This is a genomic window from Janthinobacterium sp. 61 (assembly GCF_002846335.1).
Classification (GTDB): Bacteria; Pseudomonadota; Gammaproteobacteria; order Burkholderiales; family Burkholderiaceae_D; genus Janthinobacterium.
On record NZ_PJMQ01000001.1, the window covers coordinates 2,928,178 to 2,954,309 of the forward strand.

At 63.9% G+C, this 26,132-nt stretch carries 22 protein-coding genes; 5 read left to right on the forward strand and 17 right to left on the reverse strand.

Annotated features, from left to right (window positions below):
- The 9 genes from CLU92_RS13440 to CLU92_RS13480 form a co-directional block, all read right to left on the reverse strand.
- Complete coding sequence (locus CLU92_RS13440) at positions 1 to 1,632, reverse strand: ATP-dependent DNA ligase (protein WP_101482287.1); 1,632 nt, start codon at positions 1,630 to 1,632, stop codon at positions 1 to 3.
- A complete protein-coding gene (locus tag CLU92_RS13445) occupies positions 1,625 to 2,665 on the reverse strand; it encodes a ligase-associated DNA damage response exonuclease (protein WP_101482288.1) in 1,041 nt (346 codons plus the stop codon). The genes CLU92_RS13440 and CLU92_RS13445 overlap by 8 nt, the downstream gene beginning before the upstream one ends.
- A 92-nt stretch (positions 2,666 to 2,757) precedes the next feature.
- Complete coding sequence (locus CLU92_RS13450) at positions 2,758 to 4,446, reverse strand: ATP-dependent DNA helicase RecQ (protein WP_257561082.1); 1,689 nt, start codon at positions 4,444 to 4,446, stop codon at positions 2,758 to 2,760.
- A 103-nt stretch (positions 4,447 to 4,549) separates the two neighbouring features.
- Entirely contained in the window at positions 4,550 to 4,948 is a 399-nt protein-coding gene (locus CLU92_RS13455) for an MAPEG family protein (protein ID WP_101482289.1), read from the reverse strand.
- A 37-nt stretch (positions 4,949 to 4,985) separates the two neighbouring features.
- Positions 4,986 to 8,390 (reverse strand): PAS domain S-box protein, encoded by a 3,405-nt coding sequence (locus tag CLU92_RS13460; protein WP_101482290.1) that lies wholly within the window; start codon positions 8,388 to 8,390, stop codon positions 4,986 to 4,988.
- Positions 8,387 to 9,511 (reverse strand): hybrid sensor histidine kinase/response regulator, encoded by a 1,125-nt coding sequence (locus CLU92_RS13465; RefSeq protein WP_101484673.1) that lies wholly within the window; start codon positions 9,509 to 9,511, stop codon positions 8,387 to 8,389. Before CLU92_RS13465 ends, CLU92_RS13460 begins: the two co-directional genes overlap by 4 nt.
- Before the next feature lie 106 nt (positions 9,512 to 9,617).
- Entirely contained in the window at positions 9,618 to 10,226 is a 609-nt protein-coding gene (locus CLU92_RS13470) for a chemotaxis protein CheB (RefSeq protein WP_101482291.1), read from the reverse strand.
- A 1-nt stretch (position 10,227) separates the two neighbouring features.
- Positions 10,228 to 11,073, reverse strand: coding sequence for a protein-glutamate O-methyltransferase CheR (locus CLU92_RS13475; RefSeq protein ID WP_166674712.1), 846 nt, complete (start codon positions 11,071 to 11,073; stop codon positions 10,228 to 10,230).
- Positions 11,074 to 11,201: 128 nt separating this feature from the next.
- Positions 11,202 to 12,188 carry an aldo/keto reductase gene (locus CLU92_RS13480; RefSeq protein ID WP_101482292.1) on the reverse strand — a complete coding sequence of 329 codons (987 nt, stop codon included), beginning with the start codon at positions 12,186 to 12,188 and terminating at the stop codon, positions 11,202 to 11,204.
- A gap of 86 nt (positions 12,189 to 12,274) precedes the next feature.
- Here CLU92_RS13480 and CLU92_RS13485 point away from each other — a divergent pair, with 86 nt between their 5' ends.
- Together CLU92_RS13485 and CLU92_RS13490 are read left to right on the forward strand one after the other, a co-directional pair.
- Positions 12,275 to 13,165: a LysR family transcriptional regulator gene (locus CLU92_RS13485; protein ID WP_243857972.1), complete on the forward strand. Its 891-nt coding sequence runs from the start codon at positions 12,275 to 12,277 to the stop codon at positions 13,163 to 13,165.
- Between the two features lie 67 nt (positions 13,166 to 13,232).
- Positions 13,233 to 13,742 carry a GAF domain-containing protein gene (locus CLU92_RS13490; RefSeq protein ID WP_101484676.1) on the forward strand — a complete coding sequence of 170 codons (510 nt, stop codon included), beginning with the start codon at positions 13,233 to 13,235 and terminating at the stop codon, positions 13,740 to 13,742.
- Positions 13,743 to 13,746: 4 nt separating this feature from the next.
- Here CLU92_RS13490 and CLU92_RS13495 read toward each other — a convergent pair whose 3' ends face one another.
- Both CLU92_RS13495 and CLU92_RS13500 read right to left on the reverse strand, forming a co-directional pair.
- The gene (locus CLU92_RS13495; protein ID WP_101482293.1) at positions 13,747 to 14,334 is read right to left on the reverse strand and encodes an O-methyltransferase; all 588 of its coding nucleotides are present in this window, start codon (positions 14,332 to 14,334) and stop codon (positions 13,747 to 13,749) included.
- Positions 14,335 to 14,372: 38 nt separating this feature from the next.
- Positions 14,373 to 15,266 carry a DMT family transporter gene (locus CLU92_RS13500; RefSeq protein WP_101482294.1) on the reverse strand — a complete coding sequence of 298 codons (894 nt, stop codon included), beginning with the start codon at positions 15,264 to 15,266 and terminating at the stop codon, positions 14,373 to 14,375.
- Positions 15,267 to 15,362: 96 nt separating this feature from the next.
- On the opposite strand from CLU92_RS13500, the gene CLU92_RS13505 reads away from it, so the two are divergent.
- Positions 15,363 to 16,142, forward strand: coding sequence for a helix-turn-helix transcriptional regulator (locus CLU92_RS13505; RefSeq protein ID WP_101482295.1), 780 nt, complete (start codon positions 15,363 to 15,365; stop codon positions 16,140 to 16,142).
- An 81-nt stretch (positions 16,143 to 16,223) separates the two neighbouring features.
- The gene (locus CLU92_RS13510; RefSeq protein WP_101482296.1) at positions 16,224 to 18,686 is read left to right on the forward strand and encodes a tetratricopeptide repeat protein; all 2,463 of its coding nucleotides are present in this window, start codon (positions 16,224 to 16,226) and stop codon (positions 18,684 to 18,686) included.
- Between the two features lie 137 nt (positions 18,687 to 18,823).
- On the opposite strand, the gene CLU92_RS13515 is transcribed toward CLU92_RS13510, so the two are convergent.
- The 4 genes from CLU92_RS13515 to CLU92_RS13530 all read right to left on the reverse strand — a co-directional run bounded on the left by CLU92_RS13515 (position 18,824) and on the right by CLU92_RS13530 (position 21,234).
- A complete protein-coding gene (locus CLU92_RS13515; protein ID WP_180338515.1) occupies positions 18,824 to 19,156 on the reverse strand; it encodes a hypothetical protein in 333 nt (110 codons plus the stop codon).
- A gap of 133 nt (positions 19,157 to 19,289) precedes the next feature.
- Positions 19,290 to 19,814, reverse strand: coding sequence for a hypothetical protein (locus tag CLU92_RS13520; protein WP_101482297.1), 525 nt, complete (start codon positions 19,812 to 19,814; stop codon positions 19,290 to 19,292).
- Positions 19,815 to 19,816: 2 nt separating this feature from the next.
- Entirely contained in the window at positions 19,817 to 20,620 is an 804-nt protein-coding gene (map, locus tag CLU92_RS13525; RefSeq protein WP_101482298.1) for a type I methionyl aminopeptidase, read from the reverse strand.
- Positions 20,621 to 20,634: 14 nt separating this feature from the next.
- Complete coding sequence (locus CLU92_RS13530; RefSeq protein WP_101482299.1) at positions 20,635 to 21,234, reverse strand: TetR/AcrR family transcriptional regulator; 600 nt, start codon at positions 21,232 to 21,234, stop codon at positions 20,635 to 20,637.
- A gap of 112 nt (positions 21,235 to 21,346) precedes the next feature.
- Here CLU92_RS13530 and CLU92_RS13535 point away from each other — a divergent pair, with 112 nt between their 5' ends.
- Positions 21,347 to 22,861 (forward strand): AMP nucleosidase, encoded by a 1,515-nt coding sequence (locus tag CLU92_RS13535; protein ID WP_101482300.1) that lies wholly within the window; start codon positions 21,347 to 21,349, stop codon positions 22,859 to 22,861.
- A gap of 65 nt (positions 22,862 to 22,926) precedes the next feature.
- On the opposite strand, the gene CLU92_RS13540 is transcribed toward CLU92_RS13535, so the two are convergent.
- Both CLU92_RS13540 and CLU92_RS13545 read right to left on the reverse strand, forming a co-directional pair.
- Positions 22,927 to 23,397: a DUF1854 domain-containing protein gene (locus tag CLU92_RS13540; RefSeq protein ID WP_101482301.1), complete on the reverse strand. Its 471-nt coding sequence runs from the start codon at positions 23,395 to 23,397 to the stop codon at positions 22,927 to 22,929.
- Positions 23,398 to 23,399: 2 nt separating this feature from the next.
- Positions 23,400 to 25,670 (reverse strand): ABC transporter ATP-binding protein, encoded by a 2,271-nt coding sequence (locus CLU92_RS13545; protein ID WP_101482302.1) that lies wholly within the window; start codon positions 25,668 to 25,670, stop codon positions 23,400 to 23,402.
- Positions 25,671 to 26,132 lie beyond the last annotated feature (462 nt).

Here is a 26,132-nt window from a genome sequence, read left to right on the forward strand (position 1 = left end):
TCATGCAGCGGTCGCCAGCATGGCCTTCAGGGTGGCCAGGGTGTCCGCGTCGGCGATGGCCTTGTCTACACGCCGGCGCAGGATGCGGGGAAAGCGCACGGCGATGCCCGCCTTGTGGCGGCTGGAGGCGGCGATGCCTTCGAAACCGATCTCGAACACCATGGTTGGCTGCACGCTGCGCACGGGGCCGAATTTTTCTATGGTGGTCTTGCGGATGGCCGCGTCGACTTGGCCAATTTCCGCATCCGTCAGGCCCGAGTACGCCTTGGCGAAGGGCACCAGCTTGCGTTCCTCGCCATGCTCGCCATCCCAGACGGCGAACGTGTAGTCCGTGTACAGCGACGCGCGCCGGCCGTGGCCCGCCTGGGCGTAGATCAACACGGCGTCGATGGCATACGGGGCTATCTTCCATTTCCACCAGGTGCCCACGTTTTTCGTGCGGCCTACGCCATATGCGGCCGAGACGGCCTTGAGCATCAAGCCTTCCACGCCGCGCGCCCGCGATTCGCTGCGGATGGCCGCCAGCGCGTCCCAGCTTGCCGCGGCGATGCGCGGCGACAGACGCAGCGTCGGCGCACCCACCTGCGCCACCAAGGTTTCCAGCAACGCACGCCGTTCCAACTGGGGCAGCTGGCGGACATCCACGCCATCCATTTCCAGCACATCGTAGGCGACGAGCACGGCCGGCAATTCGGCCAGCAGCTTGGCAGGCAGCGTCTTGCGGCCCATGCGTTGTTGCAAATCGGAAAATGGCGCCGGCACGTCGCCCGCCTGCCAGATGAGGATTTCGCCATCGAGCACCGTACCCTCCGGCAAGGCCAGCTGCGCCAATTCAGGAAACCGCTCCGTGATCAATTCTTCGCCGCGCGACCACAGCCAGTTGACGCCATCGCGGCGCAGCAGCTGGGCGCGCATGCCGTCGTATTTCCATTCGACCAGCCAGTCGGCAAGGTCGCCCAGTGTCTCCGGTGGCGCCTGCAAGGGGTGTGCCAGGAAGAAGGGGTAAGGCTGGCCGCCGCGCAACGCATGTTCGTCATCCGACTGCGCGCCGGTCAGCTTGAGGAAGCCCGCGCCCGTGGGGCTGACCTTGCCATCGGTCCAGCCCATCAGGCGCTGCGCGATCAGCTTGCTGTCCACGGCGGCGATGCTGGCGAGCGCGCGCGTCACCAGCAGTTTTGAGACTCCCACGCGAAAGCCGCCGCCGATCAGCTTGATCAATAGAAAACGTTCGCGCGTTTCCAGCTCGTCCCAGTACGCCAGCAGGGCCGCGCGGATGGTCTCGGGCGCCGCGCCGCGCAAGGGCGCGATGCGCTGCTCGACCCACTCGGCCAGGCCGATGTCGCTGCGCCTGGCGGGCGCGGGCAGGATCAGGGCGATGGTTTCGGCCAGGTCGCCCACGGCATGGTAGGCCTCGTCGAACAGCCAGGCGTCGAGGCCCGCGCGTTCGGTCGCGTATTCGCGCAGCAACTTGGTGGGCATGGCCTGGCGCGGCTTGCCGCCGGCCAGGAAGTACACGGCCCAGGCCGCATTCTCGGGTGATGCGTCCCGAAAATAGGCTTGCAGCGCCGCCAGCTTGCGGCTGGTGGACGTGGTTTCATCGAGTTCCGCGTACAGCCGGGCAAATTCACGCATGGGTGACGTCCTCCGCCGCCGTGGAAGCACCAGGCGCACTGTCATCGGCTTCGTCATCGCCATACTCCGTCTCAAAGCCGCCCGCCTGCCAGCCATTCTGCTGCAGCCAGCGCACCATCACGGGTATCGAGCCGTGCGTGACGATGATGCGTTCGGCCTGCGTGGCCTGGATGGCTTGCATCAGGCCTGGCCAGTCGGCATGGTCGGACAGCACGAAACCCCGGTCCACGCCGCGCCGCCGGCGCGCTCCGCGCAGCAGCATCCAGCCGCTGGCGAACGCATCGCTGTAGTCGCCGAAGCGCTTCATCCACGGCGAGCCGGCGGCCGACGGCGGCGCGATCACCATGGCCATCTTCAAGGCCGCCTTGTCGTTGGCATCGCCCACCATCACGGTGGCCGGCAAGGCCACACCGGACTCGCGATAGACCTGCGTCAATGCCTGCGCCGCGCCATGGCAGATAATGGGACCGATGGTGGCGTCCAGACCCGCCAGGATGCGCTGCGCCTTGCCAAAGGCATAGCAGAACAGCACGCTGGTGCGTCCTTCGGCCGCATTCCTGCGCCACCACTGGTTTATGTCGTCATGGATTTCCTGCGGCGCCTGCCAGCGGTAGATGGGCAGGCCGAAGGTTGATTCCGTGATAAACGTATCGCAGCGCACGGGCTCGAACGGTGCGCAGGTAGGATCGGGCTGCAGCTTGTAGTCGCCGGACGCCACCCAGACCTGGCCGCCGTGCTGCATGCGCACCTGGGCAGAACCGAGCACGTGGCCGGCCGGATGCAGCGAAACCTGCACGCCGTGGTGTTCGATGGTCTCGCCATACGCGAGACCCTGGATGGAAACGGCGCCCAGGCGCGCCTGCAGCACCTTGACGCCGTCGCTGGCGCACAGGTAATGCCGGTGGCCCACGCGCGCATGGTCGGCATGCGCATGCGTGATGATGGCGCGCTCGACAGGGCGCCACGGGTCGATGTAGAACTGCCCCGGCACGCAATACAAGCCTTCCTTGCGCACCACTACCATGTCCGCCATGCCCAGCTCCCTACGTTAAAAAAAAACCGCGTTGGAATGGGCTGATTCTAGCGCTCTTTCGCTCGATCACTGTTCGACAGCGCACAATGGATTCAAGCCGGCGCGACAAACTCGGCCATGAAGGTGCGCGTGGTGTTTTCCGGAAACGCAATCGTGACCTGGTCGCCCGCCACCAACAGGACGGTGCCGACCTGGTAACGGGGCACGCGCACGCGGCTGCCCACGGCGATCAGGGGCGACGTCGACTGCGCCTGAGCAGGCGCAGGCGGCAACTCGTCCAGGGTGATGGGTGCGGCCAGCGCGGGCGGCGACTGGCAATTATCGCAAGTGCAACAGCGCTTGAAATCATCCGCATCACCAAAATACTCGAGCAGCAATTTCCAGCGGCAAAAGCCGCTTTGTGCATACGCCACCATCTGCTCGAGCGCCTGCCTGTCGCGCTCCTGCTTGTCGACATAGATGTGCGCCAGTTGAGCGTATGACAGCGACTTGGCCGTGGGCGCTTTCAGGCTGTAGCCCAGCTTGCGGTCCTGGCGCAGCAACTTGCCGTCTTTCAACAGTTTCAGGCAGACCTTCAAGTGGCCATCGGAAAACTCCGGCAAGCCCGATGCCAGCGCAGCAAAAGCGAAGGTGGCCGGCAGCTCTTGCGCTGCCGCGACGATGGCGGCCAGTTCGCCTTCCGTGGGATAGTGCTTGGCCAGGAAGAATTGCTGGACCCGCTTGTCTTGCTGGAAGTACAGCAAGGTACAGTCGGCGGGCAAGCCATCTCGCCCCGCCCGGCCCGATTCCTGGTAGTACGCTTCCAGATTGGCCGGCACCTGCAAATGGATCACGAAGCGCGTGTCGGGCTTGTCGATGCCCATGCCGAAGGCGTTGGTGGCCACCATGATGCGGCGTTCGCCGCCCATGAACAAGTCCTGGTGGAGCTGGCGCTCGCGCGCCGCCAGCTTGCCGTGGTAGCACGTGACGCTCTCGCCCACATCCTCCAGCCGCGCCGTCAGATCCTCGACGGCCTTGACGGTGGCCGCATACACGATGCCCACGCCGGGTGTCTCGCGCAGCAGACGCAAGACTTCATCCTGTTTTTCTCCGGCATTGGTGACCTGGATCACGCGGTAGCGCAAATTGGCGCGGTAGATGCCCGTATTGATGATCTGCAGCTTGCGCGCTTCCAGTTGCGCGTCGATATCGGCCATCACTTCCCCTGTGGCCGTGGCCGTCAACGCCAGCACGGGCGGGCGGCCCAGCGCGCGCAGGACGGCGGCAATTTCCAGGTAGGCGGGACGGAAGTCGTGGCCCCACCGGGAAATGCAATGGGCTTCATCGATGACGACCAGGCTGGGCGGCGCGGCGCCCAGCAGGGACAGGAAGGCGGGATTGGTGAGACGTTCCGGTGTGCAAAAGATGATGAGCCGGCCACCCTGGGCTATGCGGGCGATGGCGGCATCGTCCTCGGCGCGCGACAGGCTGCTGTTGAGCTGCACGGCCGTGATGCCCAACTGCTGCAGCTTTTCCAGCTGGTCTTTCATCAGCGAGATCAGCGGCGACACCACCAGGGTCGCGCCGGGCAACAGCGCGGCGGGCAGCTGGTAGCACAGCGATTTGCCGCTGCCGGTGGGCATGATGGCCAGGGTGTCCCGCCCGGCCAGCACGCTGTCGATCACTTCCTGCTGGCCCGCGCGCAGCCGCGCCACGCCAAATACGGAGCGCAGCAGGCGCTGGATCTTGCGCTGCCGGGCGCTGCCCGACTCTTGCGTTGCGGAAGTGGTGCTCGTCATCATGGTCCGGTCCCTGACATGCCGGCGCCAGCCGCCAGCTTGCCCTCACTTTATGGCCGGGCCCGGCGCACCGCCATAGGACGGCTGCTACAGCCCGCGTAGGACTTCAGGAAGCGAACAGGATGGCCCAGAAGACCATCAGCAAGCCGGCAATCGACACGCACCACACCAGCGTGCGCACGACGGGCACGCCAAACGCGTACAGGGGCAGGTAGAGCACGCGGGCGGCAAGGTACAAAGCCGCGCCGTACAGTGTCAGCGCGCTTTCCTGCGCCGTGACATGGGCGATCAGCACGGCGGCAGCAAACAGGGGCAGGGTTTCAAACAGGTTCGCCTGGGCCCGCTGCAAGCGGCCCGTGATCTTGCCCACGGGAGGCCCGTCGCCGTCGCGCGCGCTCACGTTATACGCCGTGCCGGTTTCGCGCGTGCGGAACAGCGCGGGCAGCAGGATTTGCACCAGCGCCAGCACCAGAGTACAGCCCAGCATGGTCAGTTCAGGAGTCATGTGTGTCTCTGCAGGTAAGACAGGCAGGCCGTGCCCGTCAGGGTTGGTCGAGTGCTGCTTGTAATTCCGTCAAATCATAGGGTTTGCGCAAGACACTGGCGGAAAAGCCCAATTCATCCATTGACTCCTTGCCATAGCCCGTGGAAAAGATGATGCGCATGCCCGGCTTATCGCGCAGCACCATGCGTGCCAGCGCGATGCCGGACATGCCGGGCAAGCTGACATCGGTAAACAGGATATCGAAGTCTTGCTCGTTGAGCAATTCCCACGCCGCCTCGCCATCGGAGACGCCGCTGACCGTGTGGCCCAGCATGCCCACCAGCTCGCACACCATCAGCTGGGAATCGAGATTGTCTTCCACCACGAGTATTTTCATCGATGTCGGCATGTCACCCTGCGGTACCAAAGCGTGGCCCGTCAAATCGAGCCCTGGCGTGCCGCTCCCCAGCACGCTGGCCGCCGTGCTGCCGTTTGCCGCAGAGCTGGCCACCGGCGCGCCGGACCGTTCAAACTGGCGCGCACGCATTTGCTGCTGGCGGTTGGCCAGCACATGGCGCAGTTTGCGCGCCAGCTCTTCGCGCCGGTAAGGCTTGCTGAGCAATTCCACCCCCGCGTCGAGCCTGCCCTCGTGCACGATGATGTCTTGCGCATAGCCCGAGGTGAACAATACGGCGATGTCGGGCTGCAACTCGCGCGCCTGGCGCGCCATTTCCGTGCTGCTGACGGGACCCGGCATGATCACGTCCGTAAACAGCAAGTCGATCTGCGCACCGCTGTGCAGCACGGCCAGCGCGCTTTCGCCATCCTCGGCTTTCAGCACCGTATAGCCGAGCGCGCCCAGCATGTCGACCACGGTGGTGCGCACGCCCACGTCGTCTTCCACCACCAGCACCGTTTCCGTGCCGCCCGTGACGACGCCGCTCAATTCCAGTTCCTCGTCCGCTTCGGCCATGAGGGAGCGGGGCAAATAGATTTTGACTCCCGTGCCCACGCCAGGTTCACTGTAAATGCGAATATGGCCGCGGCTTTGCGTGACGAAACCATATGCCATCGACAGGCCCAGGCCCGTGCCCGCGCCTTCCGGCTTGGTGGTAAAAAACGGCTCGAACGCGCGCTGCAGCACGGGACCGCTCATGCCGCGGCCTGTGTCCGTCACCGACAACATCACGTACTGGCCCGCCGGTACGTCAACAAGCTTGTGTACATACTGTTCGTCGAGCACCACATTGCCCAGCTCGATGGTCAGCTTGCCCACGCCATCCATGGCGTCGCGCGCATTGATGGCCAGGTTGAGGATGACGTTCTCGATCTGGCTGCGGTCGACCAGGGTATTCCACAGCCCGCCGCCGCCCACCAGCACGATGTCGATCGCTTCGCCCAGGGCGCGCCGCAGCAGCGCATCCATGTTGCGCACCACGCGCGCCAGGTCGGCCACCACGGGTTTCAAAGGTTGACGCCGCGCAAACGCCAACAGGTGCGACGACAGCTTGGCACCCCGCTCGACGGCGGCAATCGCCGTGTCCAGGCGCTGGCGCATCAAGCCATCCGTGCCCGTCAGGTGCTGCAGCAAATGCAAATTACCGGAGATGATTTGCAGCACATTGTTGAAATCGTGCGCGATGCCGCCCGTCAACTGGCCCACGGCTTCCATCTTTTGCGCCTGGCGCAAGGCATCTTCCGCCTTGGTGCGCTCACCCACTTCCTGTTCGACACGGTGTTCCAGCGTTTCGTTCAACTCATGCAACGCCTTTTCCACGCGGCGCCGGTCCGTGATGTCCGTCTTGACGGCGATCAAGGAGCGCGTTTGCCCCTGCTCGTCCAGCAGGCGGCTGACATTGCTCGACACCCACACTTGCGAGCCGTCGGGCTTCAAATAGCGCTTTTCCAGCGAGAACGACTCGCCCGTTTCCACCAGGCGCTGGAACAGCACGCTGTTGCCAGGCACGTCCGCCGGATGCATGATGTCGTTCATGTTTAGGCTCAGCAGCTCTTCTGCGGAACGCCCCAGCATGCGGCACAGGGCCCCGTTGATGCGCTGGAAACTGCCATCGAGGCCCAGCTCGGACAAGCCCACGGAGGCCTGGCCGAAAATGGCCGACATGCGCTCCTGGCTGGCGTTGAGTTCATCCTCGATCTGGCGCCGCTCCGTCACATCGAACGACACGCCCACGTAGCGGCGCTGGCCCGGCACGCGGCCGGCCACCACCTCGCCCTGGCGCGCAATCCAGCGCAACGCACCATCGGCAGGGCGGCGGATGCGATATTCCACGTATTCGAGAGGATTGGGCGCCAGATCAAGCTTGCTGGGTCCGACCTTTTGCTGGTCGCGCGCATCGACCAGGCTCACCAGCAGGCGTTCCGTCACGTCCTCCTCGTCGGCAAGGCCCCACAGGCGGCGGAAGGTAGGCGACACCAGCATCGCGCCCGTCTCGGGGAACCATTCGAAGGTACCGATGCCGCCCGCCTGCTGGGCCAGGCGCAGCCGTTCCTCGGCTTCCATACGCTCGGTGACATCGATGCCCTCGACGAGGATGCCCGTCACCACGCCCTCGTCATCCTTGATGGGCTGGTAGATGAAATCGATCTGGCGCTGGCCCGTGCGCCCGTCCGCCGTCTGCAAATCCACCTTCACCTGCCGCCCTTCGTAGGGCTCGCCCGTGCGGTAGACCTGGTCGAGCAGTTCGATGAAGCCCTGCGACTTGACTTCGGGCAAGGCCGATTCGACGGTTTTTCCCAGCAGGTCCAGTTCGAGGCGCCCCACCAGGCGCAGATAATGTTCATTCGCCAATTCAAACACGTGCTGCGGCCCGCGTAGCAGGGCCATGAAACTGGGCGCCTGCTGGAACAGGGCGCGCAGCAGCGCGCGCTCCTCGCCCAGGCGGCGGTTGGCCGCGCGCACGGCCTCGCTCTCCGTCTGCAAGGTGGTGTTGAGTTGGCCCAGCTCGGCAGTGGCCAGCTTCAGCTGGCGCCCCTCTTCCATGCGCGCCGTCAATTCCAGCGCCGTGCACAGCACGCCGTCCACCTGGCCCTCGGCGCCATGCACGGGCGCATAAAACAGGTCGAAGCAAACATCCGTCGCTTTTCCATCACGCAACAGCGGCAAACAGCGCTCGCGGTGCACCTGCGTCTCGCCACGCAGTCCCGCTTCGAGGATGCGCGCGTTCCAGTCCCAGATTTCGGGCCAGACGGCGGGCACCGTGCCGCCCAGCGCCGCCGGATGGCGCTCCCCGGCGATCTGGATGTAGTCGTCGTTGTAAATCATGACGTGCTGCGGCCCCCACATCAGCACCATCGCCATCGGCGAATTGAGCATGATGTCGACGCTGGTGCGCAAATTGGCCGGCCAGTCTTCAAGCGCGCCCAGGCTGGTGGCGGACCAGTCATGCTGGCGCACCAGCTCGCCCATACTGCCGCCGCCGCGCGGCCAGGCTGGCGCGCTCATGTGGCCAGTCCCGCTTGCACGCGCACCTGGCACTGGCGCGGGATGCGCACCGTCGCCACCGTGCCCTGCGTGGCCGTCGAACTGAGCTCGACAGTGCCACCATGCGCCTTGACGAACATGTTCACCGTGTACAGGCCCAGTCCCAGGCCCTGCCCCGTCCTGCGCTTCTCGCCCGCTTGCTGGAACGGTTCGAACAGGGTCGGCAGCAAGGCGGCGGGAATCACGCCACGATTGGCAATGCGCAACTCAATACTGTCGGCGGCGCGCCCATCTATCGACAGCTGCACCGGCGTGCCCGCCTCGCCATGGGTGAGGGCATTGCACAAGAGATTCGAAATGACTTGCGATAGCAAGCCGGCATCGCATTGGCCGTGCAGCTCGCCAACACTGCTGACTTCGACAAGCGGGGCCTGGCCGGCCGTCTCGAATTCCTCGACGATGGCGCGCGCCAGCACCTGGTAGTCGTGCGTGCTGCTGCGCAACTCCATCGTGCCGGAACGGATGCGCGCCAGGTCCAGCAGCTGGTCGACCATGCGCGCCATGCGCTTGGCGCTGCTTTCGATGCGCTGCGCCGTGACGATGACCTTCGGGTGGTCGCTCATCATCGGCAACAACATGGCGCCATTCATTACCACCGACAGGGGGGTGCGCAAGTCGTGGCCCAGCACGGCCGTGAACAGTTCATTGAGGTGCAGCGCATGCTTGAGTTCGTCGAGCTGGGCCGCCAATTCGCGTTTCTGCTGGTACAGCTGCACCAGCACCGCCACCTTGCTTTGCAAGGCTTTCACGTCGATGGGCTTGTACAGGAAATCGACGGCACCCGCCTCGTAGCCACGGAAACTGTAGCTCGGTTCGCGCGATGCGGCCGTGAGGAAAATCAAGGGGATGCCGCGCGTGCGTTCGCTGCCGCGTATCAGTTCGGCCAATTCAAAACCATCCATCTGCGGCATTTGCACGTCGATCAGGGCAAGTGCAACTTCATGCGTCAACAGCAATTCCAGCGCCTGCGCGCCCGAATCTGCTTTCAGGATGACAATACCGGGCCTTGCCAGCACGGCTTCGGCGGCGACCAGGTTTTGCGCAATGTCGTCAACGACGAGGATATGGATAGGGGCGGTCACGGAATCATCTTCAGGCATCGCAACGGCAAGATGCCATCGTGTTTCGATATAGACATCAACATTGTTTCACTTTTCACATATATTACACGCACTGCTCCACTCCCACTCACTTGTGTTCGCCATCAACGAGCAAGGCCAGGCTGGCGGCCATCTGCGGCAAATCGAGCACCCGGTCGGCGCCGGCCCGCTTGAGCGCGGCGGCCGGCATGATGCCACAACTGGCCCGCTGCGGATCTTGCACCCAGGTGCTGCCGCCCAGCTGCCGCACGCGCGCCAGTCCCGCCGCGCCATCGGCCGAAGCACCCGTCAGGATGATGGCCAGCATGGCGCGCCGGTAGGCATAGGCAGCCGTTTCCAGCAAGACATCGATGGACGGGCGCGAAAAATACACGGGTTCTTCCTGCGACAGGGAAAAACAGCCATCGGGTTCGATTTGCAGGTGGTAGTCGGGCGGGGCAAAATACACAGTGCCGCCTTGCAGGGGCTCCTTGTCTTGCGCTTCGCGCAAGGGCAGCGCACAGCGCTCCGCATACAGCTGTGGCAAGCGGCTGGAGCGGCCGGGCGCCAGGTGCAGCACCACCACCACGGCCGCGCCGCAGGTGGCGGGCAAGGCGCGCAGCACGGTGCCCAGCGCTTCCACGCCACCGGCGGAGGCACCTATGGCGATCAGGCGCAGGCCGGCAGGGGGTGGCGCCACTTCGCAGGTCGGCAACATATCAGGCACGCTGGAAGATGCGTTCAGCCGGGCTCAGCTCGTTGAAGCTGGACGCATGGCGGCTAAAGTGCAGGCTTTCCTTCATGCCCAGGCCCAGGAAACCCCGGTTCACCAGCGCTTCGTGGAACAGGCCCAGGCTGCGGTCTTGCAAGTCTTTATTGAAGTAAATCATGACGTTGCGGCAGGAAACCATGTGCACCTCCGAAAAAACGCTGTCCGTCGCCAGGCTATGGTCGGCAAAGACGAACTGGCGCCGCAGGCGCCGGTCAAAGATGGCGCCCTTGTAGGCTGCCGTGTAATAGTCGGACAGGGAGCGCTTGCCGCCCGCCATCTGGTAATTTTCGCTGAACTGGGCGATACGCTCGACCGGATAGATACCCGCTTCGGCAGCGGCCAGCGCCTCGACATTGATATCGGTCGCATAAATCATGCTGCGCTCCAACAAGCCTTCCTCTTCCAGCAAGATGGCCAGCGACCAGACCTCTTCGCCGCTGCTGCAACCGGCCACCCAGATCTTGATGGAGGGATAGGTGTGCAGGACGGGCACGACTTTTTCGCGCAAGGCGCGGAAATACGCGGGATCGCGGAACATCTCGCTCACTTGCACCGTGAAAAACTGCAGCATCTGCGCGAACATGGCCGGCTCGTGCAAGATGCGGTCCTGCAACTGCGACAGGCTGGCACAGCCGAAGCGCTCCATGGCCTGGCGCATGCGCCGGCGCAGCGACGCCACCGAATAATCGCGGAAATCGTGCTGATATCTCAACAAGATTCCTTCAAGCAATAACTTCAGTTCGATATCGAAAATATCATCGTCTAGCAATTTGACATCCACCCTTCTATGCATGCTGCATCCCCTGCCGCGCACCACTTCGCGGGTACACGAGGCCAGCCGAAATGCTAGCAGATCGCCAGCGATTATCCCGCAGGCAAAGTGTCAGTTTTGTACGCTGGCGTACACTCCCGCGCCTTTTTTCAAGCATCCACGCCCTTCATGCCCTCGTCCGTATAACGCGCGCCCGCCGCCATGCCCAAGGGAAAGGCGGCGTTCATCGCCGCCAGTTCGGCCCCGTCCAGCTGCACGGCCAGCGCGCCGAGGTTGTCGTGCAGATAGGCGGTGCGCTTGGTGCCGGGAATGGGGATGATGTCGTCCCCCTGGGCCAGCAGCCAGGCCAGCGCCAGCTGGGCCGGCGTGCAGCCTTTTGCGTACGCGATGTCCCTGACCTGCGCGACGATGGCCTGATTGCGCGCCAGGTTGTCGGCGGCAAAGCGGGGATTACACTGGCGAAAGTCGCCTGCATCGAGACTGGCCGCATCGACAATGGCGCCCGTCAGGAAACCGCGCCCCAGCGGGCTGTAGGCAAAAAAACTGGCGCCCACGTCGCGGCAGGCGGCCAGTACGCCCTGCTCCGGCTCGCGCGTCCACAGCGAGTATTCGCTCTGCACTGCGGCCACGGGGCAAATCGCCGCCGCGCGCCGCAAGGTGGCGGCGCTCACTTCGCACAGGCCCACGGCGCGAATCTTGCCCTCTTGCCGCAGTTGCGCCAGCGCCCCCATCGAGTCTTCCAGCGGGGTATCGAGGTTCAGCCGGTGCAGATAGAACAGATCGATGGCCTCCACGCCCAGGCGCGCCAGCGACGCTACGCACGCCCGACGAATATAGGCGGGCGAGTTGTCCACGCGGCGCGCATAACTGCCCGCCTCGCGCGCCAGGCCGCACTTGGTGGCGACCAGGGCTTGCCCGCGGTGCTTGCTCAAAAAACGTCCCAGCAACTGCTCATTGTGGCCAAAGCCGTAGGCATCGGCCGTGTCGAACAGGGTCACGCCCGCCGCCAGGGCCGCTTCCAGCGTGGCCAGCGACTGCGCCTCGTCCGTGGCGCCATAGAATTCCGACATGCCCATGCAGCCCAGGCCAAGTGCCGAGCTGCTCAAGCCGCTATTGCCGATGCGTCGTTGTTGCATGTTGATCTCCCTCAAGTGTCAAGGCAGCCAGTCTGCGCCGCGCAGGCCCTGCAAGGGAATGCGCAATTTCGTGATACCTTTCTGGTATGAGAGCCCTCGATACCCATGCCCTGACCCTGTTTTGCGCCGTCGCGCGCTGCCTGAACTTCCGCCAGGCGGCGGAACAGCTGCACATGACCCAGCCGCCCCTGTCGCGCGCCATCAGGCTGCTGGAAGACCGGCTGGGCACGCGATTGTTCGAGCGCGACACCCAGGGCGTGGCCCTGACGCCGGCGGGCCGCACCCTGCTGCCGCAGGCGCTGCACATCCTCGATCTGCTTGATATCGCGCAAACGTCGCTGCGGCAAGACAGCGCTCCCGCACGCCTGCGCCTGGGCCTGACCAGCTCGGTGGAAGCGGGCCTGTTCCGCCCTCTGCTGGCGGCATTGGGCAAGCAATTGGGCACCATGCGTCTGGAACTGACGGCGGCGCCCTCGCCGCGCCTGGTGGCTGCCGTGCGCAAGGGCCAGCTCGATGCGGCCCTGCTCGCCCTGCCCAGCGCCACCTTCGAGCTGGCCGTGCAGCCGCTGGCGCGCCAGCCCATGATGCTGGCCCTGCCCGCCGGCCACCGCCTGGCGAAGAAGCGCAAGGTCAGCCTGGACGACATCGCGGCAGAATCGATTTACTGGTTCGAACGGGCGCGCCAACCCGCCTTTTTCGACCATTGCCAGGAAATTTTTCGCCGGCATGGCTTCTCGCCCGCCTTCGTGCGCGAAGCCGTGGACCACCATGTGCTGCTCAGCGACGTGGCGGCCGGCAAGGGCATGGCGTTGCTGGCCGACTCGTTCCGCGCGCTGCGCCTCGCTGGCGTGGCCTACCGGCAATTGGTGGAAGGAGAGGAATTGGCGGCCGGCATCGGCCTGGCCTGGCGACAGGAACACGTCCATGCGGCCCTGCCCCTGCTGCGCCAGCTGGCGCTGGAGCATTTGAAAAAGTGAGGGCTGCACGCGGATGCGCCAGACGCGCTACCATGACGCCTTCCCCATTTTGTGCGCCACCACGACCATGACGTTTACCATCAGCGACGCCGCCTACGGCACCGATACCCCCGCAGCCAAACTAGCCATGTATGCGGACCTGCGCTCGCAGCTGCAAGGCTTGCTGTCGGGCGAAACCGATTTCATCGCCAATACGGCCAACTTCAGCGCGCTGGTCTTCAACACGATGCCGGGCCTCAACTGGGCCGGCTTTTATTTCCTCAAGGGTGAGGAACTGGTGCTGGGGCCGTTCCAGGGCAAGCCGGCCTGCATCCGTATCAAAAAGGGCCGCGGCGTGTGCGGCACCACCGTGGTCGAAGGCAAGTCCATCGTCGTGCAGGATGTGCACGCGTTTCCCGGCCACATCGCCTGCGACGTGAATTCCCGCTCGGAACTGGTGGTGCCCGTCTTTGCGAACGACCAGATCATCGGCGTGTTCGACCTTGACAGCCCGTTGACGGGACGCTTTGACGATGTCGACGCGCAAGGCGTCGAATCGCTGGTGCGCGTGCTCGAAGCGGCGATCGTCGCCGGGTGAATAGCTAGTTGCCTGCCTTGACGGCGATGAATTCGCCCTTGCCGACAGTCGCCAGGCACGTCGTGTAGCGGCTGTCGGCGCGGATGGCGTCAAGGAAGCCCGCCATGTCCGCGTAATGCGAACTGGCGTTGTCGACGACCAGCATGCCGCCGGCCGCCAGCGCGCGGTCCAGCTGCGGCCACCATAGGGCGTATTGCTGGCGCGCGGAATCGAGAAAGATGAAATCATATGCGCCATCGAGCGCATCGCGCAGCACGTCGCCCGCGTCGGCCAGCAACTGTTTGACCACGCCCTGCAATTGCGCGCGCACAAAGTTGGCATGCGCCATGTCGAACTTGTCCTGCGCCTTTTCCACCGTTACCACGCTGCCACCCAGCGAACGCGCCGCGCGCGCCAGCCACAGGGTCGAGTAACCGTTCGAGGTGCCGATTTCCAGCACCCGGCGCGCACCACGCGCGTGCACCAGCACGGCCAGCAGCTCGCCCGTGTCGCGCGTGATGTTGAGCATGCGCCTGGCGCGCTCCCCGTGCAAGGCGTCGTTGCTGCTACCGAATGCTTCGAGCTCGCTCAACAGAGTGTCGATGCCATGCATGCTGCCTCCTTGTTCAAAGCATCAGCATAGCAAAAAAACTAGACGCTGGCGCGGCGGCGCAGGGGGCGTTTCAGGGTTTGCACCATCACCACGCCCAGCAAGGTCACGCCGCCGCCGATCACGTCGTAGCTGTGCAGGGTTTCCCCCAGGAACATCATGGCGATGATCACCGTGAACACGGGTAACAGATTCATCAATGTCGTGGCGCGGCTGGGACCCAGCTTGGCCAGGCCATGCATCCACAAAAACGGCGCGATGATGGAGGCTGGGATGCCGGCAAACAGCACCAGCGGCAAGCCGGCGCTGGTGACGGGCGGCGCGGACTGGCTCAGGTAATACACGAACAGCACGGGCACGGCGCACCAGACCTGGATCAGCAGCGAATGCCAGTTATCCATGGGAATCTTCCAGCGCTTGAGCAGCACGCCGTAACCGGCATACGACAGGCAGGCCAGCAGCATCAGGGCATCGCCCGTGGCCGCGCCATGGGAGATCAGGGCTGCCGGGTCGCCATGGCTGAGCAGATAGCCGAGTCCCAGCAGCGACACCAGGCCGCCAAACACGCCGCCCACGGTGGGCGCCTCTTTCAACAGCAGCACGGACAGGCCCACGGCCAGCAGCGGCATCATGGACGCCAATATGCCCATATTGGTGGCCGTCGTCGTTTGCGCAGCGATATACGCGAGGCACTGGTACATGACCATGCCCAGCATGCCCAACACAAATAGTTTCCCAAGATACGGTTGCACCACGGCCCGCTGCTTCCACACGGCGCGGCCAAAGACCCCCGCCAGCAGCACGCCGGCCAGCAGCCAGCGATAAAACGAGATAGCGGCCGGGTCGATCACGCCCACGGCCAGCTTGCTGACGATGGTATTGATGGCCCAGATCAGCACGGCGATGACGGGAAGCAGATAATGCTTGGCTTGCATGCGAGAAACTCCATTATTCAATGACTGCCATTTTCGCATGGTCCGATTCCATGGATATAATGCATACCGGACAAACGATGCGATGAACAGGACAATATGGCCAGCAACCAGCATTTCCCCGCCGTTTCCGACACCCTGCCCTACCCCGTATACTTTCGCCTCGACGATTATCACGCGCACCAGCAATTCGATTACCAGAGCCATCCCTGGGGCCAGCTCACGTATTGCTCCACGGGCGTGATGGAAATCATGGTGGCGGGCCAGCGCTACCTGTCGCCGCCCCAGTACGCCGTATGGATACCGCCCGAGACCTTGCACGACGGCTATATTCGCCAGGATGTGGTGTTTCACTCGGCCTACATCGATGCCAGCCTGTGCGCGCAACTGCCGGCGCAGCCGTGCGCGCTGGTGCTGAGTCCCTTGCTGAAAGCCATCCTCGGCGACTTTGCCGCACGGGGCGTCACCACGCCCGCCACTCTGGCCGACCAGCGCCTGGCGCAAGTGCTGGTCGACCAGTTGCAGCTGGCGCCGTGCAGCCGCAACTATCTGCCGGGCAGCGACGAGCCCGTCATCGCGGCGCTGCTGGCGGCCCTGCAGGCAGATCCCGGCAGTAACCGCTCACTGGCCGAGTGGGCCGCGCGATTGCATGTCACCGAGCGCACGCTGGCGCGCCGCTGCCAGCGCGAACTGGGCATGCCGTTCGGCGAATGGCGCCAGCGCCAGCGTTTCCTGGCTGCCCTGCCCCTGCTGGAACAGGGAGAAACCGTGCAGACCATCGCGCTGGAACTGGGCTACAGCACGGCTTCCGCCTTCATCGCCATGTTTCGCCGCCAGAGCGGCGGCACGCCGGACCAGTTCCGCCGCGGCCTGCGCTGAAAAAGCGCGTCCGCTTTGTCATGGTTTGTCATATGGGGATGCTAAAATTAAAACATCTTTCCAGAGAGCAAAAGGACGCGCATGAACCCCAGCACCGAGACGGCCACCGATACCCAAGGCAGCGAGGACATGCCCCAGGCATCAGCAACGGCCGTGACGGCGCCAGCGCCCACCCGCCTGGACAAGGAGGAGATTCCCACCGTCCTGGGCAAGCTGCGCACCCTGGTGCAGGACAAGACGCGTTTCGAGCCGCAGGACATCACCCCCTTGAGCGAGGAAGATGTGCTGCAGGATTTTTCCTTGCAAGCGAACTACGCGCTCGAAGCGCGCTTCGAGCAGCGCGTCATCAATGGCTATTTCACTCCATCGGGCAATGACTGCCACTGTGCTTCCCACGAGGTGGGAGCACTCGCCCACGCGCAGGAAAAGGAACGCCTGCGCCGCGCGGCGGCAAAGCTCGACAATGCCTTGCGCCAGGCGGGCCATGCCTACAATGGCGTCGAGGCGGGCGTCTACCTGCCGCATGCCGTCAAGTACTGGCACCTGGACACCTGCAGCAACTGCCATGGAAAAGGCCGCATCAGCTGCCATACCTGCCACGGTTTGACCACGGAAACCTGCTGGAGCTGCCACGGCGGGCGCACCGTCAGCTGTGACGGCTATGGCTGCTACGGCAGCGGCAAGGTGTCTTGCTCGTATTGCAGCGGCAGCGGCACCGTTTCCGAGCAAGTCACCGATTACGTGACGGTGCAAGTGCCCACTACCACCTACAGCAACGGCAGCTCGCACACCAGCTACCACAGCGAAACGCGCACGCAATACCGCACCGAGCATCGCAATTGCTATCATTGCAGCTACGGCAAGGTCACGTGCAATAGCTGCCACGGTTCCGGCAACATCAATTGCGGCACCTGCCGCGCCAGCGGCAGCGTGACTTGCCGTACCTGCAGCGGCGTGGGCGACTTGCGCTGCAATCCCTGCGACGGTTCCGCCAAGGTGGGCAAGGCGGCCTGGGTCGACGTGCACGTGGCGCCCGGCTACAGCGTCAGCCTGCCCAAGCAGGCCCCCGACGATGCGCGCCGCATCCGCGACAAGGAGAGCGTGCACTCACTGGCGGCCATTGCCAGCAGCATGGCCCTGGCGAAAGTGAGCATTTACAACGAAGACCAGCCGCAGGAAGTCGACGCACTGTACGGGGGCAAGCTGCGCATCGTGCGCCTGGATGCATCTTGCAACGCAGAAAAACATCACCTGGTGGCGTATGGCACGGACTTGCGCTGGCTGACGCTGGACGACATCGTGGAAAAGTTGCTGCGCGGCGACCTCAAGGCCCTCAGCGACGCGCTGGCCGGCAGCGCCGACGACGGCCTGTTCTCGGCCCACGTGCAAGGGCTATTGACGCCACTGCGCGACGTGGCCGCCTCGGAACTGAATGCGGATGTGATCGAGTCTGTCCTCAGCGGCGACGCGGACCACGCGCACGTCGATGTCGTCTCCGCCGAGTACGCGCAGAATGTGCGCACCTGCGTGCTGGGCGCCCTGCGCCAGGTCTACACGCGCCTGGCGAAGCAGTTCTGGTGGAAAAGCGCGCTGGTCGCCTTGGCCGCCGCCATCGCCACCTGGTACTTCGCCGGGCGCGGTGCCGCCGCCGTCGCAGGCTTGCTCGTCACGGGCGCCGGCTACTGGCTGTTCAACCGCAAGGTAAAAAACGTACTGAGCGAAGCGCTGGGCGGCCAGCAGCAAGCCGAACGCGCCATGGGCATCGCCGGCAAGGGCCGCCGCAACCAGCTGGCGCAAGTGCTGATCCTCGCCCCCGCCAGCCTGGCCGTGCTGGCCGCCAGCTATGGCTTGCCCGTGCGCGTGCGCCCCGCTCCGCCGCCGCAGCAGGCGGCCATGGCGTCGGCGCCCGTCGCACCCCATGCGCCGGCCGCCGTGCCGCAGGACGCAAGCAGCGCCAAGGCCGTCAAGCTGTATGAAAATGGCGACAAGGTGCAGGCGCTGGCCATGCTGGATAGCCTGGTCGGCAAGGGCGATGCGGGCGCGTATGGTTTATATGGCTGGATGCTGCTGATGGGCGAAGGCAAGCCCGGCCCCGTTACAGCGCCAACGGCGCAGCAACGCGAAGCGCGGCAGGTAGCCGCCAAGCCCCTGATCGGCAAGGGCCTGGTGAAGAACGACAGCTATGCGCTGACGGCGAAAGGCGTGATGCTGGCCGAAGGCTGGCAGGAAGCGCGCAACATGGCGCGCGGGCTGGACCTGCTGAAACAGGCCGCGAACAAGGGCAATGCGCAAGCCATGCATTTGCTGGGCCTGTACAACGTGCGCGGCTACCAGATTCCCGTCAACCACAAGGAAGCGCGCAAATGGTTCACCCTGGCCGCCGACAAGGGCAGCGCGGGCGATATCTACAATCTTGGCCTGATGGACTGGGAAGGCGCGGGCTTGAAACGCCCCGACCGCGCCAGCGCCATGCAGCGCTGGAAGATCGCCGCCGCCATGGGCGAGGAGCGCGCGATCAAGGCGGTAGCCCAGGGACAGCCTTAAGCAGCACCTGAGAAAAAGCCCATGGCGTTGTTGCATTGCCTGGCCGTACGTTCGTACTGCCTGCGGCAACGCGCCTAGCCCTGAGCATTTTTCAGGCGCTCCAACAGAATGGCGGCAAGAACCGCCGCTTCCGATTTTTATGCTGCCGCCAGCGCCTGCAAGGCCATCGGGTTCGGCGTCGGCTCGCCGATTCTCGTCAGCAGGTTGCGGTCCGTGTGGTGGAACGGTTCATCCTTGCCACGGATCAGCATGGCCGTATCTTCGTCGTAGCCCCAGGTGCCATCGGCGTGGAAATCGACCTTGATGCGGTATTCGACGGTGGTGAACGCGTGTTCAAGGAAGGGGTTCGAACAGATGCCGTAGGCCGTCGAATCGCGCTTGGCCACCAGTTCGAAACTGGTGGCGTCCACTGTCGTCGTGCCGGACGCCAAGGCGATCTGGCCGTGCGTGCCCGTCCTGATGCCGGCCATGCCGGTCAAGACTCCCAGGTTGTGTGCACGCCGGCGGACGGCTCGGTATGGATATCTTCGGGAAAATCGCTCTTGCGTCAATCTTTAAAATGGGGCAACTGTATTTGCCGCCATTGCAAGACGCAGGCTACAGTCAGGGAAAGAGCGCGATGTGGCCCTCGATGAACAGCAAGGCTGCTGTCGCCAGCGCAGGACGCTGCGCTTCAAACACGGCTGCATCGTGCGTCTGCAGCAGGTTGGCGGCCACCTCGGGCAGGTCCAATGCACCGGCGATGAATGCCGCCACCGCTTCGACATTCGCGTACAGGGCGCTGTCGAAGCCTTCCCAGTCCACATAGGCCAGCCACTCGGCCAGCATCACCACGCCGGCGACAGGCGGCGACAGGGCCGCGATGCGCCCGGCGCGCAGCACACTGTCCGTGCCGATCTGCTCCTGCTGCTGCACGGCCAGCGCCACGTGCTGCAGCGCGTCATCCGGGTCGCGCCGGTACTTGTTCAGCAGGCGCTGCGTCAGCGTGTAGCGCTCGGCGTCGATGCCGCGCAAGGCAGCCGCCACCTCGTCATCATGCAGTGCCAGGTGGCGCGCCGCGCAAGCCGCATCCACGCCGGCTTTCGCGGCGACGATCTCGATGAGCTGCTGCCGGCGCGCGTCATCCATGCCTACACCAGCGGGTCGGTCAAACCGGTCAGGGTGAAGATTTCAAAGCCCGTTTCCGTCACGGCCAGCGAGTGCTCGAACTGCGCCGACAACGAACGGTCTTTCGTCACCGTCGTCCATTTGTCCGGCAAGACCTTGACCTGGTAGCTGCCCACGTTAAGCATCGGCTCGATGGTAAAGATCATGCCCGGTTCGAGCACGATGCCCGTGCCGGCGCGGCCATAGTGCAGCACCTGCGGCGTGTCGTGGAAGACCTGGCCTACGCCATGGCCGCAGAAGTCGCGCACGGAGGAAAAGCCCTGCGCCTTGGCCACCGCCTCGATGGCGGCGCCCACGTCGCCCAAGGTCGCACCAGGGCGCACGGTGTGGATGCCGGCCATCATGGCTTCATACGCCGTGTTGACGAGGCGGTTGGCCAGGATGGAGACGGCGCCGACCTTGAAGGTGCGGCTGGTATCGCCAAACCAGCCCTGGAACTTCGGCGTTACGTCGATATTGAGGATGTCGCCCACTTTCAGGATTTTCGTTTCCGACGGGATGCCGTGCGTGACCACGTGATTGACGGAGATGCAGCTGGCGTGCTTGTAGCCGTGGTAATCGATGGTGCCGGGGATGGCGCCGGCGGCGCGCATGAATTCTTCGCACAGGGCGTCAAGCTTGGCCGTCGACACGCCAGGTTTGACGAACGGCGTAATGTAGTCGAGCGTGTCGGCGGCGATGCGGCCGGCCGCGCGCATGCCGATGAAACCTTCTTCGTCATGCAGGGGGATTTTCTTGCCGTGTTCAAGCTGGGTGGAATAGCGCATGGAGTTCTTCTTTGTTAGTGTGATGTGGTGTGTGAGGCCCAGCCGCGCACGGCATCGTGCGAGGCGCGCAGCATGGCGTCGACGCTGGCCGGTATCGGCCGCTCCTGGGTCAGGTAAGGCTTGACGACGGCCACGGGGGCGTCGATCAGCACGAACTTGAGCAGCATATGGTCCAGGTCCAGCTCCGTGGTGGCGGGCATGGCTTCGGCGCAGCGGACAAAGCAGGCGTCGAGCGCAGCCTGCTCTTCCTCGACGGCGGCGGCCAGCTCCTCGCTGAGGCCACCGTTGAAATCGGGACTGTCCGCGCATTGCAGCAGGAAGCGCGCATACACGGGCTTGCGCCGGCACCAGTCCAGCAAGCCATGCACGCCGGCCCAGGTGTCGCCGCCGAGCCAGCGGCTGGCCACTTCCTCGCGGAAATCGCTTTTCACGCGCAGCCAGGCGCGCGCCAGGATGGCGTTGCGCGAGTCGAAGCGGTGATACACAGAGCCGATGGGCGCGCCGGCCTTGACGGCGATGGCGGCCATCGACACGGCGCCCACGCCGCACTGGGCGGCGACGGCAATCGCGCTGTCGATAAAGTTGTTTTCGTTGAATTTTGCAAGTCTGACCATTCAAATAGAATACAGATTCTATTTGAATCCGTCAAGCGGCCCAAGATGCACCCACAAGAGTTGCCGCGCTGCCTTACAATGATATGCACGAACCGCTACAAGGAGAATCAGCTTGCTTACGCCCCCCTTCATCGCCTCCTCACGCTTCGACGATCCACGCCTGGCATTGGAACAAGTGCAAGCCATTTACCGCAGCAGCATCGAACACTTGCGCGATGCGCTGCAGCGTTTTGTCGCCGGCGAAGACATGCACGAGCGCGTGCGCGCCTGCTACCCCTTCGTGCGCATCCAGACGGACACCGTGGCGCGCGCCGACTCGCCGCTGGCTTACGGCTTTGTCGCCGGTCCCGGCGTGTTTGAAACCACGCTGACGCGCCCCGACCTGTTCGGCGACTATTACCTCGACCAGTTCACCCTGCTGCTGAAAAATCATAACAGCGGCCAGAAGGTGCACCTGGAAGTGGGCGTGAGCGCCCAGCCGATCCCCGTGCACTTCTCGTTCGCCGAGCATGACCATATCGAAGGCAATATGGATGCGGGCCGCCGCCTGGCCATGCGCGACCTGTTCGACCTGCCCGACCTGTCGGCCATGGACGACGGCATCGCCAACGGCACGCACGAACCGGCGCATGGCGAAGCGCAGCCGCTGGCCCTGTTCACGGGTCCGCGCGTCGATTACTCGCTGCAGCGCCTGCGCCACTACAGCGGCACCTCGCCGCAGCATTTCCAGAACTTCGTCCTGTTTACCAATTACCAGTTCTACATCGACGAATTCATCCGCCTGGGGCACGCCATGATGGACCGTGCGCCCGACGCGCAAGCGCCGTCGGACGACGACGGCTACATCGCCTTTGTCGAACCGGGCAACGTGGTCACGCGCCGCGTGGGACAGACGGTGGAAAGCGAGGATGCGCTGGGCGCCGCGCCGCCACGTCTGCCGCAGATGCCGGCCTATCATTTGCTGCGCGCCGACGGCAGCGGCATCACCATGGTCAATATCGGCGTGGGACCGGCCAATGCCAAGACCATCACCGACCACATCGCCGTGCTGCGCCCGCACGCCTGGCTGATGCTGGGCCATTGCGCGGGCTTGCGCACCACGCAAAGCCTGGGCGACTACGTGCTGGCGCATGCCTATGTGCGCGAAGACCATGTGCTCGACGAAGACTTGCCGCTGTGGGTGCCGATACCGCCGCTCGCGGAGATCCAGCAGGCGCTGCAAACGGCCGTGGCGGAAATCACCCAGCTGACGGGTCATGACTTGAAACACATCATGCGCACGGGGACCGTGGCCAGCACGGACAATCGCAACTGGGAACTGCTGCCGCAGCGCACGCCGGAGCGCCGTTTCAGCCAGAGCCGCGCCATCGCACTGGACATGGAAAGCGCGACGATTGCCGCCAACGGCTTCCGCTTCCGCGTCCCGTACGGCACCCTGCTGTGCGTCAGCGACAAGCCGCTGCACGGCGAAATCAAGTTGCCCGGCATGGCCAACCACTTCTACCGCGAACGGGTAGACCAGCATTTGCGCATCGGCATCCGCGCCGTGGAACTGCTGCGCCGCCAGGGCGTGGACAGGCTGCACAGCCGCAAACTGCGCAGCTTTGCAGAGGTGGCGTTCCAATAAAAAAACGGCGCCTGCAGTTACTGCAGGCGCCGCTCTTCCTTCCCTTGCGCTTCAGTTGCCGCCGCTTACAGGAAGCGGTCGAGTATCTTCCGCGTCGTCTTGTCGATATTGAACATGTCGCGTATCAAAAAGTGGATGCCGTGGTTGTCGGCGATCAGCAGCGACGTGGCGCCGATGCGGCGGATGTCTTCCTCCCCCTTGAGCACGAACTGCGTCTCGCCCCGGTCCGTATCGACATGCCAGGTGCACGGCGTGGCGAAGCTGCTGACGCTTTTCACGCGCGCGATCTCGGGCATGAATTCGCGCCCTTCCAGCTCCTCCTGCAGCAGGCTGCGCGCCGGCTCGGGCAAGTCGTCGAGGCGATCGATCCACGCCACTTCCTTGCCATTGCCCAGCACCAGCGAAATGCCTTCGTCGGGCGACTGGATGGGGAAGGCGCGCACGGGCGCCACGCCTTCAAAGACCTGGCCGTCCGCGTCCGTCATCACCAGCTTGCCGAAAGTGTCGCGGCTTAATGTAAAAGTTGTACTGGCCATGCTTATTCCTTGTCATCCAGGGCGAGTTCGTTGTTGCGCGCCTGTGCTTCGTAGAGGCGGAAATAGGCGCCCTCTTTCGCCATCAGTTCATCGTGACTGCCCACTTCGACGACCTGACCGCGGTCCAGCACCACCAGGCGGTCGGCCCGGTGCAGGGTCGACAGACGGTGGGCGATGGCGATCGTCGTGCGGCCCTGCACCAGGTTGTCCAGCGCTTTCTGGATTTCTTTTTCCGTTTCCGAATCGACCGACGATGTCGCTTCATCCATGATCAGGATGCGCGGGTCGATCAGCAGGGCGCGAGCGATCGAAATGCGCTGGCGCTCGCCGCCGGACAGGCCCTGGCCACGTTCGCCCACCATCGAATCGTAGCCTTGCGGCAGGCGCAGGATGAATTCGTGGGCATGCGCGGCGCGCGCTGCGGCAATGATGTCCTGGCGCGACGCGTGCGGCTTGCCGTAGGCGATATTTTCCGCGATGGTGCCGAAGAACAGAAATGGTTCCTGCAGCACCAGGCCGATATTGCGGCGGTAGTCGGACACGGCGAACGAACGGATATCGACGCCGTCGAGCAAAATCGCGCCTTCCGACACGTCATAGAAGCGGCAGATCAGATTGACCAGGGTACTCTTGCCCGAACCGCTGTGGCCCACCAGGCCGATCATCTCGCCCGCCTTAATGTTCAGGGTGATGCCGCGGTTGACGGCACGGTTGCCGTAGCGGAAACCGACTTCGCGCAAATCAATCCTGCCTTCGATCTTATCCAGTTTCACCGGTTGCGCCGGTTCCGGCACGCTCGACACGTGGTCGAGGATGTCGAAGATGCGCTTGGCGGCGGACGCCGATTTCTGCGTCACGGAGACGATGCGGCTCATGGAATCGAGGCGGCCATAGAAGCGCGTGCTGTAGGCGATGAAGGCGGTCAGCACGCCGACGGTGATTTCGCCGCGCGACAATTGCCAGATGCCGAAGCACCAGATGACCAGCAAGCCCATCTCCGTCAGGAAGGACACGGTGGGCGAGAACAGCGACCAGACCTTGTTCAATTTATCGTTGACAGCCAGGTTGTGCGCGTTGGCGTCGCGGAAGCGTGCCGCTTCGCGTTTTTCCTGCGCAAACGCCTTGACAACGCGGATGCCCGGTATCGTATCGGCCAGCACGTTGGTCACTTCGCTCCACACGCGGTCGATCTTTTCAAAGCCCGTGCGCAAGCGGTCGCGCACCAGGTGGATCATCCAGGCGATGAAGGGCAAGGGCGCCAGGGTCATGATGGCCAGCCAGGGGTTCATCGACCACAAAATGACACCCGTCATGATGATCATCAGCACGTCGGAGGCGAAATCGAGCAAATGCAGCGAGAGGAAGACGCAAATGCGGTCGCTGCCGCTGCCGATGCGCGACATCAGGTCGCCCGTGCGCTTGCCGCCGAAAAATTCCAGCGACAGTTTCATCAGGTGTTCATACGTGGCCGAGCGCAAGTCAGCGCCCATGCGTTCGGACACCAGGGCCAGCACATAAGTCTTGCCCCAGCCCAGCAGCCAGGCCAGCAGGGCCGAGCCCAGCAAGCCGCTCATGTAGTACACCACCAGCCACGGGTCGATATGCTTGCCGTTTTGATACGGGATCAGCACATTGTCCATCAGCGGCGCCGTCAGGTAAGGCGGAATCATGTGCGCGGCAGTGCTCAGCAACATCAGCATGAAGCCCAGGGCCAGCTGGCCACGGTAGGGATGGGCAAAGCGCCACAGACGGAACAGGGTCCAGGTCGATGGCGGCGTGTACAGCACCTTGGCGCAGATCGGGCATTCTTCCTGCTCGGGCTCCAGAGGCGCCTTGCAGCTGGGACACACTTCCTGCTCCGCTTCCAGCACGGGCTGGCCCGTCAGGTGGCTGTCGAGGCGCTCGACGAACTGTTCCAGCACGCGGATCGCGTGCAGGTTCTGTCCCAAAGTGAAGCGCCACGAGGCCAGGCGGCCGTGGTCGTCGAACAATTCCAGGTGCCCGACACCGGCGTGGTCGTGGTGCGTCAGGCGCAATCCAGGGCGGAAAGACCAGCTTTTCCAGGCGGTATCGCCCGGTGAACGGGCCAGCAAACGCTTCTCGGTGACAACAATTATGCCTTTTGTGAAACGTAATCGCGCATCGAGGTCAACCTCAACGCTACTTAAAACGTTCTCCCCTGGAGAAAGGTTGCTCTCCACCTCCGCCAGCCAGTGTTCCGGCAGCGAGGTGAGGGGAATAGTTGTTGCAGGAACACTCAGTTCAGTTGTCATCGTAAAGCATACTCCGGCTCGAGGCCAAGCCCTTCAGGGCGGGATTTTGGGGATGGGGCAGACGCCCGATCAATGTTTGTGTACTGCGCGATGGCGAGGTAGATGCACCAGTGGCAATTTCCTGTATTGTATCGAATGGATGCCTGCCGGTAAGGATTGGATGGCAAAACGGAGCAAAAAATGACTGGCCGTCGCAGGAAGTGCCAGGCAGGCGCGGCGCTTTTGCAACGCGGCCCGAGTACAGGGGCAAGTATACAACAGCTCGTTGTTGCGCAAATGCTCCAGCTTGGCCCGGAGTCGGTATCTTTATAACAAGTAAGGCAACAATTAGTAACAATTAGAATGACAACACCAGCAGAATACGAGAAGCAAACGCGACAAAAGACCGCTAAAAGTGGCACACTGCGCATACCCGGGATAAAGAACCAAGCAAGAGCCTGAAAAGACTCTGTAGAGCCAACA

Bases quoted from the DNA above. Each gene is read 5' to 3' on its own strand.
- CLU92_RS13485 (WP_243857972.1), top strand. From the start codon at position 12,275: ATGAGAGCCCTCGATACCCATGCCCTGACCCTGTTTTGCGCCGTCGCG.
- CLU92_RS13540 (WP_101482301.1), bottom strand. From the start codon at position 23,397: ATGGCCAGTACAACTTTTACATTAAGCCGCGACACTTTCGGCAAGCTG.
- CLU92_RS13445 (WP_101482288.1), bottom strand. From the start codon at position 2,665: ATGGCGGACATGGTAGTGGTGCGCAAGGAAGGCTTGTATTGCGTGCCG.
- CLU92_RS13545 (WP_101482302.1), bottom strand. From the start codon at position 25,670: ATGACAACTGAACTGAGTGTTCCTGCAACAACTATTCCCCTCACCTCG.
- CLU92_RS13510 (WP_101482296.1), top strand. From the start codon at position 16,224: ATGAACCCCAGCACCGAGACGGCCACCGATACCCAAGGCAGCGAGGAC.
- CLU92_RS13455 (WP_101482289.1), bottom strand. From the start codon at position 4,948: ATGACTCCTGAACTGACCATGCTGGGCTGTACTCTGGTGCTGGCGCTG.
- CLU92_RS13495 (WP_101482293.1), bottom strand. From the start codon at position 14,334: ATGCATGGCATCGACACTCTGTTGAGCGAGCTCGAAGCATTCGGTAGC.
- CLU92_RS13530 (WP_101482299.1), bottom strand. From the start codon at position 21,234: ATGGTCAGACTTGCAAAATTCAACGAAAACAACTTTATCGACAGCGCG.
- CLU92_RS13515 (WP_180338515.1), bottom strand. From the start codon at position 19,156: ATGGCCGGCATCAGGACGGGCACGCACGGCCAGATCGCCTTGGCGTCC.
- CLU92_RS13450 (WP_257561082.1), bottom strand. From the start codon at position 4,446: ATGATGACGAGCACCACTTCCGCAACGCAAGAGTCGGGCAGCGCCCGG.
- map (WP_101482298.1), bottom strand. From the start codon at position 20,620: ATGCGCTATTCCACCCAGCTTGAACACGGCAAGAAAATCCCCCTGCAT.
- CLU92_RS13440 (WP_101482287.1), bottom strand. From the start codon at position 1,632: ATGCGTGAATTTGCCCGGCTGTACGCGGAACTCGATGAAACCACGTCC.
- CLU92_RS13470 (WP_101482291.1), bottom strand. From the start codon at position 10,226: ATGTTGCCGACCTGCGAAGTGGCGCCACCCCCTGCCGGCCTGCGCCTG.
- CLU92_RS13490 (WP_101484676.1), top strand. From the start codon at position 13,233: ATGACGTTTACCATCAGCGACGCCGCCTACGGCACCGATACCCCCGCA.
- CLU92_RS13475 (WP_166674712.1), bottom strand. From the start codon at position 11,073: ATGCATAGAAGGGTGGATGTCAAATTGCTAGACGATGATATTTTCGAT.
- CLU92_RS13520 (WP_101482297.1), bottom strand. From the start codon at position 19,814: ATGGATGACGCGCGCCGGCAGCAGCTCATCGAGATCGTCGCCGCGAAA.
- CLU92_RS13500 (WP_101482294.1), bottom strand. From the start codon at position 15,266: ATGCAAGCCAAGCATTATCTGCTTCCCGTCATCGCCGTGCTGATCTGG.
- CLU92_RS13460 (WP_101482290.1), bottom strand. From the start codon at position 8,390: ATGAGCGCGCCAGCCTGGCCGCGCGGCGGCGGCAGTATGGGCGAGCTG.
- CLU92_RS13505 (WP_101482295.1), top strand. From the start codon at position 15,363: ATGGCCAGCAACCAGCATTTCCCCGCCGTTTCCGACACCCTGCCCTAC.
- CLU92_RS13480 (WP_101482292.1), bottom strand. From the start codon at position 12,188: ATGCAACAACGACGCATCGGCAATAGCGGCTTGAGCAGCTCGGCACTT.